We start from the raw sequence: 10527 nt of genomic DNA, 5'->3' as shown, positions 1-10527 counted from the left end.
GGTGCCGACGGATCGTGCCCGCGCGGCGGTCCACCCGCGGCATGTCCTGCCCGTTCGGCGAGCGTGCAGCGGCCCCGGTCGACGGCCGCGCTGGCCCCACGGGCCAGACGACGCCCCACCGGCCACAGGTCCCATCGCCCGCCGGCGGATGCCCCCCCCCCGAGCACGACGGCCCGCGCGCACGACGCCCGCCCGCACGACGACGCCCCGCCCACCGAGCGGTGGACGGGGCGTCGAGGACGAGCAGCGGGAGCGTCAGGCGCGCTGGGCCGCCCGGATGGCACGCACGTTCTCGTGGTCCGCGCCGAAGGCGGTGAGGAGCAGGACGACGCCGATGATCGCGTGGAACAGGTTGTCCGCGAAGGTCAGCGCGAAGACGTTCGCCGAGGTCTCACCGAGCGCGAAGCCGTACACCGCCATGACGACGAGCACGACGCCGACCAGACGGTTGCCGTTCCGCGCTCCGATGGTGGTGCCGAGGCTCGTGATGAGCAGCACGACGGCGAGCAGGATCCAGAGCAGGCACATCGCCGGGTTGACGCCGAACGCGTTCCAGAGCATTCCGCCCTCGCGGCTGAAGAAGCCCGGGTCGCCGTCTGCAGCGAAGAAGAAGCCGAGGAAGCCCCAGAGCGCCAGGAGCGATCCGGCCGTCAGGGCGAGGCCCCGGTTCGGCGACGCCGTGATGCTGGGTTCCTTGATGGCCACTTCGGTCTCCTCCTGGTACAGGGTGGTCGCACCGGACGGACCGGCGACGGGAGCCGGAGCGCCTGCCCGTGCCGTACGGGCGGCGCGGCCGTCGGATCCTGAGGTGGCTGACCCCTGGTTCACAGGCGCGGACCGGCGGACCAACGGTATCGTGTCGGACCCCGACCGTCCGAATCGCCCACGCGGCACCAGCCGGACGAGGAGACCGATGATCGCCACACCGAGGAGGACCACGCCGGTGACCCGAACGCCCGAACGCACCGCGCCCGAGTCGCGCGGACCGTTGGTGTCGCGGCGGTTGCGGTGGGGCCTGCTGGCGGCTCTGGGGTTCGTGATCGTGCCTCTCGTCTACGCCGTCGCCGTGCTGACGCCGGTCGGGCAGCGGGTCGAGGACGCCGCGTTGGGCGGGGTCCGGGAGTCCGACCTGTTCGGGTCGGACACTGCACTGAACGTCATCTCGGTGCCGGTCATCCTGTTGCTGGTGGTCGTGATCGCCGCCGTCGCACTCGCCCGACGTCGGCTCGCGGTGGGACTCGGAGCGGGCGTCGTGGTGCTCGCGTCGGCAGCCACCTCGACTCTCGTGAAGCGTATCGCCGAGCGCCCGGAGATCGCCCAGTCGGAGACGCCCAACTCGTACCCTTCCGGGCACGCGACGATCGCACTGGCAGCGCTGTTCGCCGTGCTCCTCGTGACGCCCCGGCGCTGGCGACCGGTGGTGACGATCGTCGGGGCGGGGTACGCGGTCTTCGTGGCGAACCAGACGGTCGTGTACGGATGGCACCGGGTGAGCGACATCGTCGGCGCGTGCGCGATCGCCCTGTTCTGGCTCGGGCTCGTCCGTGCGGTCGGTCCGGTGGTCGACCGTGGTGAGCGCGGAGACCGTGACGGCCGTCGGGGTCCCCGGCGGCTCGTGACGGCGCTGCTCCTGCTCGCGACCGGTGTCACCTTCCTGGTGGGGGTGGTCGCCGTGGTCGCGGGCCTGTCCGGCGTCACCGACCTGCACGGCGCCGTCCTGGTCGCTGGCCGCATGGCATCGAGCGTGAGCGTGCTGGCGGTCGTCACGGTCGTATGGCTCGCGGACGGGCTCCACCACGCCGCGCAGACCGACGAGCGTGCCCTGCCATCCCGCCGCTGAGCGCACCGACGTCACCCGACCCCGGCGGGAATGTCCGCGGCTGCGGTACGTTGTACGCAGCAAGTCGATGCAAACGCATCGAAACAGCAGCACCACCAGCCAGCACCAGGAGGCGGGCACCATGCAGTTCGGGATCTTCACCGTCAGCGACGTCACGACGGACCCCACGACCGGCACGACACCGGACGACACCACACGCGTCAAGGACATCCTGACGATCGCCGAACACGCCGACCAGGCCGGGCTCGACGTGTTCGCCACCGGCGAGCACCACAACCCGCCGTTCGTCGCGTCGAGCCCGACGACGATGCTCGGCTACCTGGCCGGGCGGACGAAGGACATCACGCTGTCGACCAGCACGACCCTGGTCACGACGAACGACCCGGTCCGCATCGCCGAGGAGTACGCGATGCTCCAGGTGATCAGCGACGGTCGCATGGACCTGATGATGGGTCGCGGCAACACCGGCCCCGTCTACCCGTGGTTCGGGCAGGACATCCGCCAGGGCGTGAACCTGGCGATCGAGAACTACGCGCTCATCCGCCAGCTGTGGGAGAACGACGTCGTGAACTGGCAGGGGAAGTTCCGCACCCCGCTGCAGGGCTTCACCTCGACCCCGCGTCCGCTCGACGGCGTCGCGCCCTTCGTCTGGCACGGCTCGATCCGCACGCCGGAGATCGCCGAGCAGGCCGCGTACTACGGCGACGGCTTCTTCCACAACAACATCTTCTGGCCGATCCAGCACACCGAGCAGATGGTGGGTCTGTACCGCCAGCGCTTCGAGCACTACGGACACGGCACCGCCGACCAGGCGATCGTCGGCCTGGGCGGGCAGTTCTTCGCCCGGAAGAACTCGCAGGACGCGTGGGACGAGTTCCGCCCGTACTTCGACAACGCCCCGGTGTACGGCCACGGCCCGTCGATGGAGGACTTCACCGCCCAGACCCCGCTCACCGTCGGCTCGCCGCAGCAGGTCATCGACCGCTACGCCACGATGAAGGACCACGTCGGGCACTACCAGCGCCAGATGTTCCTCATCGACCACGCCGGGCTGCCGCTCAAGACGGTGCTCGAGCAGATCGACATCCTGGCCGAGGACATCGTCCCCGAGCTCCGGAAGATCAACGAGGCGGACCGCCCGGCCCACGTGCCGTCCGACCCGCCGTCGCACGCCGACCGCGTGGCCGCGGCACTCGCCGCGGGAACCGCGGGCAGCGACCACGTCGCAGCCGAGGACGAGTGGACGGGCGCGTCCGTCTGATCACCTGACCCCGCGACGGACGGGAGGCGCGGTGCCGGCCGGCACCGCGCCTCCCGTCCGTCATCGGTGCGGTCTGATCCGCGGAAGCGACAGGATGAGCCCGATCAACCGCGGCGGCCTGTCGCCTTCGCGGTGCTGGCCTCGGGCTCCGGGGTCGGTGCGACCGGGCGTGCGGGGACCAGCTTGAGGCCGACCACGCAACCGACGATGCCGGCGATGAACAGCAGGCGCAGGAACGTGACGGGCTCGGCGCCGGTCGCCATGCCCCACAGGACGGTGAGGGCCGCGCCGGTGCCCGTCCACACCGCGTAGGCGGTGCTGATCGGGATGTGCTTCAGGACGTACCCGAACGCGGCCAGGCTCACGACGATGGTGACCGCGAAGAGGGCCGTCGGCCCGGGGATGGTGAAGCCGTCACTCGCGCCGAGGGCCGTGGCCCACACGGTCTCGAGCGCGGCGCTGACGAACAGGACGAGCCACGCCACCTCAGCTCACCACCTTGAGGCCGACCACGCAGGCGACCAGGCCCAGGACGAGCGCGACGCGGGCGACGGACGCGGCCTCCTGACGGCGGAGGATCGCCACCACGACCGTGAGCGACGCCCCGATGCCGACCCACACGGCATAGGCCGTGCCGACCGGGATCGCCTTCATGGCGAACGCGAGTCCCACCATGCTGAGCACCATGCCGGCGACGAACACGGTCGTCGGCACCACCTTCTTGAACCCGTTCGACGCGCTCAGGGCGGTGGCCCACACCGCCTCGAGCACGCCGGACAGGACGAGCACGACCCATGCCATGACGGTCTCCTTCCCTCGTCGCGAGTCGCACGACTGTGCGACTCTTGCCGGCCCGAAGTTAGCACGAGTCGCACGAGCGTGCGAGTATGGCGTGGTGACCACCCGAGAGGACCTGGAGCAGCGGCGTCTCGACGTCTCGGATGCCGCGTGCCGGGTCCTCGCGCGGGACGGACTCGGTGCCCTGAGCGTCCGCGGGGTCGCAGCCGAGGCCGGCCTGCCACCGAGCACCGTGCGCTACGTCTTCCCGACCCAGGCCGCGATGCGCGAGCACACCATCACCCTCGTGTTCGACCGGACCCGGGAGCGGATCGACGCGATCCCCGCGGGGCTGCCCGACGGCGAGACCGCGCGGCGGGTGCTGCTCGAGCTGCTGCCGCTCGACGACGAACGGGTGGTCGAGCTCGACGTGTACCTGGCGCTCGGCAACGCCGCCCTCACCGACGCCGCACTCCGGCCGGCCCTGGACCGGGTGGTCGCCGAGATGCGCGCGTGGTGCGACCGGATCGTCGCCCTCGTCGGGGTGCCCGAGGACCACCGGGTCGACGAGGCGTGCCGGCTCCACGCACTCGTCGACGGTCTGGCGGTCCACGTCACCCGCCTCGCGCCGGGGGAGTCCGGCGAATGGGCGATCGACCTGCTCGACCGCCACCTGGCAGGACTCCCCACCGCCTGACACCCGTCCCGCGCGGCTCGGAGGGAGCGGGCACGCTCCTCGCCTATCCTGTCCCGGTGACGAGCGCTCCCACTCGCCCCGCCCCCACCCGCACGCTCACCGGCCCCGGCCTGGTGCTCGGTGCCGTCGTGGTGCTCCTCGGCGTGCGCGTGGTGTCGCCGACCGTGGGGACGGCCGGGCTCCCAGACGTCGTGCAGGACTTCCTGACGCTCGCGATCAGCGTCGTGGTCGAGTCGCTGCCGTTCGTCGTGCTCGGCATCGTGCTCTCCATCGTCGTCGAGGTCTGGGTGCCGGCCGGCGCGCTCGAGCGGATCCTGCCCGAGCGACCGATGCCCCGGCGTGCCGTGATCTCGCTCATCGGCATGCTCTTCCCGGTGTGCGAGTGCGGGAACGTGCCGCTCGCCCGCGGGCTCATGATGCGCGGGTTCACCCCGGCCGAGGCCGTCACCTTCCTGGTCGCCGCGCCGATCCTCAACCCGCTCGTGATCATCAGCACCGCGCAGGCGTTCGGGTGGTCCGGGTGGATCCTCGTCGTCCGCATCGTCGGCGGCTTCGTCCTCGCGAACCTGGTCGGGTGGATCGTCGCCGCACACCGCCGCCCGACCGAGCTGCTCCTGCCCGCGTTCGAGGCCCGGTGCCGTGCCGCCGTCGGGGCACCGCGCAACCGCAACCGCTGGCGTGAGAGCGCATCGCAGTTCGGCGGCGAGACCGCGACCATGATGCCCGCGCTCTTCGTCGGCGCCGGGCTCGCGGCCGCGATCCAGGTCGCGGTGCCCCGGTCGACGCTCGTCGCGGTGGGCGCGAACCCGGTGCTGTCGGTCGCCGCGATGATGCTCCTGGCGATGACGATCTCCCTCTGCTCGAACGTCGACGCCTTCTTCGCGCTGTCGTTCGCCTCGACGTTCCTGCCGGGGTCGATCACGGCGTTCCTGCTCATCGGGCCGATCATCGACGTCAAGATGATCGCCCTGCTCCGGACCACGTTCCGCGCGCGCTTCCTGGTGCTGCTCGCCGTGGTCTGCGTCCTGTTCACCGCGGCGGTCGGGTTGGTGATGAATGTCCTCGTCTGAGAAGGCCCCCGCGTACCTCGGGCTCGGGTCGGTGCTCGCGGTGGCGCTGTGCACGCTGTGGCTCGCCCTGGTCGGACACCTCGACCTGTACATCAACCCGCGGTACGACCTGTTCACGGTCGTCCTGGCCGCGATCGCGGTGCCGGCCTCGGTGGCAGGACTCGTCGCGGTGGCGCGCGGGCACGGGCACGCCCACGACGACGAGCACGACCACGCGCACGCCACCCACGACGACGAGCACGCCGCCCACGCCGGCGGGCGCGACCGCTCGCGCACACCCGACGACGAGACCGCCTACGAGCACGGCTCCGACGCAGCCCGGGCCGTCCGACGCCGCGCCCCGGGAGCCGCCCGGATCACCCGCGGCATCCTCGGCGGCATCGCGGCAGCGGCCACCGTCGGCGTCACGGTCGCCATGCTCGTGCTCCCGCCGACCACGCTCTCCGCCCGCACCGCCCAGCAGCGGAGCGTGGACACCCCGACCCTGTCGAACGCCACCGGTACCCAGGACGTCGCCCTGCTCGGCAGCGAGGGCGTGGACACCTCGGAGTACGGCGTGAAGGACTGGGCGGCGCTCATCCGCCAGACCACGGACACGACCGCGCTGGTCGGCAAGCCGGTCGAGCTCTCCGGCTTCGTGGTGCCCGGCTCGGACGGCTCCTTCACGCTCACCCGCTTCGTGATCAGCTGCTGTGCGGTCGACGCCCAGCCGGTCGGCCTCGGCGTGGTCGTCGACGGTCCCGTGCCCGACGCCGACCAGTGGGTCCGCGTCACGGGGAAGCTCGCCGCCAACCCGGACCAGTCCGCCGACGCACGGATCGTCATCCGCGCCGCGACGGTCCGCGACATCGACCAGCCGACGGACCCGTACGAGTACTGATGCCCGCCACGCCTGCACCCACGACCGCGCCCACGGATCCCCGTGGCTCCGGCCCGCTCCGCCGCCGCCCGCGCGACCGCTTCCGCCGCCGCCTGGTGGCCTCGATCACCGTGTTCGTGCTCGTCGGCGCCGTGGCCGCGGTGGTCGGCTCGCAGCAGGGCCCCCGGCTGCGGGACGTCACGTACGACGCGTCCGGGCTCGTGTCCCGGCCGGCGCAGCGGGTGATCCTGACGGCGAACCAGGCCCTGCAGCGGGTCCCGGCCGACGCCGTGACGGTGCGCCCGTCCGCCCCGCACACGGTCACGTCGAGCGGCAACACGATCGCGGTGGAGTTCGCCGGGCCGCTCGCCTACGACCGCACCTACGAGATCGCCGTCCGCGACGTCCGCGCCCCGGGGCAGCCCGCCACCTCGGAGCTCCGCACGACGATCACGACGGGCAGCACCGACGTGCTCGCCCTCGTGCCCGGGGTGTCCGGGAGCAAGGACCGGATCGTCCGGCGCTCCCTCGACGCCGGCGGAGCCACCACCGTCTTCGAGGCCACCGGCATCACCGAGTACGCGCGCCTCGGTCGCTCGCTCGTCGTCGTCCGCGGTGCCGACGGCCGGTCGACGGTCGAGATCGTGCCCCTCGCCGGCGGCGTGCAGGACGACCGCACCCCGGTCGAGCGCCTGACCCTGCCGAGCGCTTCCGGACGGGTCACCGCGCTGCACGTCGCCGACGACGGGGCGTCCTTCGGCTTCGAGTACGCCGACACCTCCACCGGCCAGTCGCGGAACGTCGGGCTGTACGTGGTCGACATGACCGGCACGCACCTGCCGACGGCGATCGCGGCCGACGGGAAGCCGACCACCGGTGCTGAGCCGTTGACCGTCGCGCAGTGGGCCTACGTGCCCCGCACCGAGAGCGCCCTGGTGCGCACCGGCTCCGACGACCTGGTGCTCGTCGACATGAGCGGGCGCAACGACCCCGTTCGGCTCGGCAGCGCCACCTACCTGCACGGCTTCGTCGGCAGCGGCGCCACGGCGGTCGTCGAGACCGGCACCGGGATCGTCCGCCTCGACCTGACCGACGGGCAGCGCGAGGACCTGCCGGCGCCGGAGGGCAGCACCGACGCGCCCTACCTCGGCCGGATCGCCCCGCTGACCGACGAAACGTACGTGCGTGTGGTGGGCGTCGTGCGGGCCGACGGCACCCTCGCCCAGTCGATGGTGCGCGTCGACGCGAGCCGCGCCTCCCGGCTGCCCGTCACCGTGCCGGAGGACGCGAGCGTCACGGCGGTGTGCCCGTCGCCGAACAGCCAGTTCCTCGCCGTGACCACGCGGTCGGCCTCGGGGGACCTGGTGAGCGTCGTGGACGCGGCCTCCGGCGCGCTCGAGGCGAGCGTGCAGGCGTCGTCGGTCGACTGGTGCGGCGCGCTGCCGTCCGGCGACGAGATCGGCTGACCGCCGGGCGACCGACGGCCGGCGCAGCCCACTGCCACCGGCCCGCCGCCACCAGGCCGGACGTCAGCGGCGCAGCGTCTGCTTCGGGTACTCGCCGAACCGGCGCAGGTACTCGCCGGAGAAGCGTCCCATGTGGGTGAAGCCCCACCGTGCCGCGATCCCCGCGACGGCCACCGAACCGGGTTCCGCCCGGAGCAGGTCGTCGTGTGCCCGCCGCAGCCGCACCTCGCGCAGGTACTGCATGGGCGTCCGGTCGAGCGTCCGCTGGAACGACTCCTGCAGGCCCCGCACGCTCAGACCGGCGGCGCAGGCGATGTCGGAGACGGTCAACGGCTCGTGCGCCCGCGAGTGGATGGTCTCGACGGCGGACCGCACCCGCGCGTTGCGGTGCTCACCCCAGCCGACGGGTGCCGGCTCGCCGTGGAAGCGGTAGAGGTCGAGGAGCGCCCGGGCGACCTCGCGCTGGGACTCGTGCCACGCGAGCGATCCGGCGCCCTCGTCGCGGAGTGCCCGGACGGAGGAGCCCACCGACGTGCGCCACCGCTCGACGGCCGCCGCCGTGGGCGGGGTGAAGCGGTCGAAGGCGAGCGTCCCGTCGATCAGGAAGCGCTCCGCAGCGACGTCGAGGACGAGCTCGCGGTCCAGGTGCACGAGCCGCTGGTCCCAGTCGCGGTACTCCATGTCGAAGCGCTGTTCGATCGGGAAGAGCACGGGGACGCCGGGCTGCATGCGGATCGCGTTGCGTCCGGTGTCGACGGTCGCGGTCCCGGAGTCGATCCACTGCACGACGACCTCGCCCTCGACGGCGACGTCGCCGCGCAGGGAGCCGTGCATCTGCGACCGGCGGATGCTCATCCGCTCGTCGCCGACGGCCACGTAGCGGTACCAGAAGTCGTCGTCGACGTGCGCCGAGTGCCACGCCTTGCCGGCGTACATGCCGGCGAGGTCGGCGATCGCGCCGTCGGTGTCACTGCCGGACACCGACACCAGGGAGCGGAGTCCCTCGTTCGTCGTGTCGTCCATCGATCAAGCCTCTCTCCTCGTGCTGTGGACGCGGGCGCGCCGCGTGACGCGGACGACGCGCTCGCGTTCTGCGGACAGGACGGGACACGGTTGCATCGCACTGGACGCAGACGGGAGGCGCGGTGCCAGCTGGCACCGCGCCTCCCGTCCGACGGTCTGGCCGTCAGGCCCTCAGGCCGTCAGACGCTCAGGCCAGCGTCGCCGTGTCGATCACGAAGCGGTAGCGGACGTCCGACGACAGGACGCGCTCGTACGCCTCGTTGATCTGGTCGGCGCTGATGAGCTCGGTCTCCGGCAGGATCCCGTGCTCGGCGCAGAAGTCGAGCATCTCCTGCGTCTCGGCGATGCCGCCGATCGCGGAGCCCGCCCAGCTCAGACGGCGGGGGATGAGGGCGAACGCCGGGACCTCGAGGGGCTCGGCCGGTGCACCGACGTTGACGAGCGTGCCGTCGATCTTGAGCAGGCCGAGGTAGGCCGTCATGTCGAGCTTGGCCGAGACGGTGTTGATGATGAGCTCGAACGACTGCGCGAGCTCCTCGAACGTCGCCGGGTCCTTCGTCGCGAAGTGGGCCTTCGCGCCGTAGCGGAGCGAGTCCTCCTGCTTGCTGGTCGTCTGCGACAGGACGGTGACCTCGGCGCCGAGCGCGACCGCGATCTTGACGGCCATGTGGCCGAGGCCGCCCATCCCGACGACGGCGACCTTCGATCCGGGGCCGACCTTCCAGTGGCGGAGCGGCGAGTACGTGGTGATGCCGGCGCAGAGCAGCGGTGCCACCTTCTCGATGTCGAGCGACTCGGGGACGCGGAGCACGAAGTCCTCGTTCACGACGACGGCCTCGGAGTACCCGCCCTGCGTGATCGAGCCGTCGGCGGGGTCGACGCTGGCGTAGGTGCCGATGTTGCCCTTCAGGCAGTACTGCTCCTGGCCGGCGACGCACTGCTCGCACTCGCCGCAGGAGTTCACCATGCAGCCGACACCGACCCGGTCGCCGACCTGGTGCTTCGTGACGTCCGAGCCGACGGCCGAGACGTGGCCGACGATCTCGTGACCGACGACCTGGGGGTACTGGATCGGGCCCCACTCACCGCGGACGGTGTGGATGTCCGAGTGGCAGATGCCGGCGTAGGCGATGTCGATCTCGACGTCGTTCGGGCCGAGGTCACGGCGGGTGATGGTGGTCTTGACGAGCGGCTCGGTGGCCGACGGTGCCGCGTACGCGTTGACGGTGCGCATTGGTCTCCTCGTGGGGGTGCTTCTCGGGCCGGGTGCGACCCGCTCCCCAGTGTGGTCCCGTGCCCTGGGGACAGGGAGGTTGCACCGGGGTACCCCTCGCAGGCCCGGCGGGCGTGTCGGGGTGCGGTGCCCGCGCGCTCCGCCGCGTCCGGCAGTGCGCCCGCCCCGGGCGCTCAGCCGACGAGCCGCGCCAACCGCTGCCCGGCGATCGTCGCGAAGCGCAGCGGGTCGCGGAACGCGTCGTCCGGCTCCCCGGTCGTCTGCGTCGCGAGCACCTCGAGCGAGGCCGCCGCGTCGAAA

The 10527-nt window shown here is 72.2% G+C and carries 11 protein-coding genes; 6 read left to right on the top strand and 5 right to left on the bottom strand.

Annotated elements, in window-relative coordinates:
• Window positions 1-255: 255 nt before the first annotated feature.
• The gene (locus tag D8M35_RS16650; RefSeq protein WP_161972666.1) at window positions 256-705 is read right to left on the bottom strand and encodes a DUF4383 domain-containing protein; all 450 of its coding nucleotides are present in this window, start codon (window positions 703-705) and stop codon (window positions 256-258) included.
• Window positions 706-943: 238 nt separating this feature from the next.
• Here D8M35_RS16650 and D8M35_RS13325 point away from each other — a divergent pair, with 238 nt between their 5' ends.
• Window positions 944-1840 (top strand): phosphatase PAP2 family protein, encoded by an 897-nt coding sequence (locus D8M35_RS13325; protein WP_161972665.1) that lies wholly within the window; start codon window positions 944-946, stop codon window positions 1838-1840.
• A gap of 121 nt (window positions 1841-1961) precedes the next feature.
• The gene (locus D8M35_RS13320; RefSeq protein ID WP_126892291.1) at window positions 1962-3101 is read left to right on the top strand and encodes a CE1758 family FMN-dependent luciferase-like monooxygenase; all 1140 of its coding nucleotides are present in this window, start codon (window positions 1962-1964) and stop codon (window positions 3099-3101) included.
• Between the two features lie 104 nt (window positions 3102-3205).
• Here the strand turns inward: D8M35_RS13320 and D8M35_RS13315 are convergent, their stop codons facing one another.
• Both D8M35_RS13315 and D8M35_RS13310 read right to left on the bottom strand, forming a co-directional pair.
• Window positions 3206-3586 carry a multidrug efflux SMR transporter gene (locus D8M35_RS13315; protein ID WP_126892288.1) on the bottom strand — a complete coding sequence of 127 codons (381 nt, stop codon included), beginning with the start codon at window positions 3584-3586 and terminating at the stop codon, window positions 3206-3208.
• A 1-nt stretch (window position 3587) separates the two neighbouring features.
• Window positions 3588-3902 (bottom strand): multidrug efflux SMR transporter, encoded by a 315-nt coding sequence (locus tag D8M35_RS13310; RefSeq protein WP_126892287.1) that lies wholly within the window; start codon window positions 3900-3902, stop codon window positions 3588-3590.
• 94 nt (window positions 3903-3996) lie between these two features.
• Here D8M35_RS13310 and D8M35_RS13305 point away from each other — a divergent pair, with 94 nt between their 5' ends.
• Genes D8M35_RS13305 through D8M35_RS13290 form a run of 4 tightly spaced genes read left to right on the top strand, consistent with a single transcriptional unit; the run spans window position 3997 to window position 7970 of the window.
• Window positions 3997-4575 carry a TetR/AcrR family transcriptional regulator gene (locus tag D8M35_RS13305; RefSeq protein WP_238638231.1) on the top strand — a complete coding sequence of 193 codons (579 nt, stop codon included), beginning with the start codon at window positions 3997-3999 and terminating at the stop codon, window positions 4573-4575.
• Between the two features lie 56 nt (window positions 4576-4631).
• The gene (locus D8M35_RS13300) at window positions 4632-5645 is read left to right on the top strand and encodes a permease (RefSeq protein WP_238638230.1); all 1014 of its coding nucleotides are present in this window, start codon (window positions 4632-4634) and stop codon (window positions 5643-5645) included.
• Window positions 5632-6525, top strand: a complete 894-nt coding sequence (locus tag D8M35_RS13295; RefSeq protein ID WP_126892284.1) for a TIGR03943 family protein — start codon at window positions 5632-5634, stop codon at window positions 6523-6525. The genes D8M35_RS13300 and D8M35_RS13295 overlap by 14 nt, the downstream gene beginning before the upstream one ends.
• Window positions 6525-7970 (top strand): hypothetical protein, encoded by a 1446-nt coding sequence (locus tag D8M35_RS13290; RefSeq protein ID WP_126892283.1) that lies wholly within the window; start codon window positions 6525-6527, stop codon window positions 7968-7970. Before D8M35_RS13295 ends, D8M35_RS13290 begins: the two co-directional genes overlap by 1 nt.
• Before the next feature lie 63 nt (window positions 7971-8033).
• Here D8M35_RS13290 and D8M35_RS13285 read toward each other — a convergent pair whose 3' ends face one another.
• On the bottom strand, window positions 8034-8993 hold the full coding sequence (locus D8M35_RS13285) for a helix-turn-helix domain-containing protein (protein ID WP_126892282.1): 960 nt from the start codon (window positions 8991-8993) through the stop codon (window positions 8034-8036).
• 187 nt (window positions 8994-9180) lie between these two features.
• The gene (locus D8M35_RS13280; protein ID WP_126892281.1) at window positions 9181-10227 is read right to left on the bottom strand and encodes an NAD(P)-dependent alcohol dehydrogenase; all 1047 of its coding nucleotides are present in this window, start codon (window positions 10225-10227) and stop codon (window positions 9181-9183) included.
• Between the last annotated feature and the right edge of the window lie 300 nt (window positions 10228-10527).

The organism is Curtobacterium sp. HSID17257 (assembly GCF_003989515.1).
Lineage (GTDB): Bacteria > Actinomycetota > Actinomycetes > Actinomycetales > Microbacteriaceae > Curtobacterium.
Note: the sequence above shows the minus strand (reverse complement) of the source record. Positions and strands in the feature narration are given on the sequence as shown.

Excerpts from the sequence above, each read along its gene's own strand:
- D8M35_RS13320 (WP_126892291.1), top strand. The coding sequence starts at position 1,962 with ATGCAGTTCGGGATCTTCACCGTCAGCGACGTCACGACGGACCCCACG.
- D8M35_RS13310 (WP_126892287.1), bottom strand. The coding sequence starts at position 3,902 with ATGGCATGGGTCGTGCTCGTCCTGTCCGGCGTGCTCGAGGCGGTGTGG.
- D8M35_RS13295 (WP_126892284.1), top strand. The coding sequence starts at position 5,632 with ATGTCCTCGTCTGAGAAGGCCCCCGCGTACCTCGGGCTCGGGTCGGTG.
- D8M35_RS13290 (WP_126892283.1), top strand. The coding sequence starts at position 6,525 with ATGCCCGCCACGCCTGCACCCACGACCGCGCCCACGGATCCCCGTGGC.
- D8M35_RS13285 (WP_126892282.1), bottom strand. The coding sequence starts at position 8,993 with ATGGACGACACGACGAACGAGGGACTCCGCTCCCTGGTGTCGGTGTCC.
- D8M35_RS13280 (WP_126892281.1), bottom strand. The coding sequence starts at position 10,227 with ATGCGCACCGTCAACGCGTACGCGGCACCGTCGGCCACCGAGCCGCTC.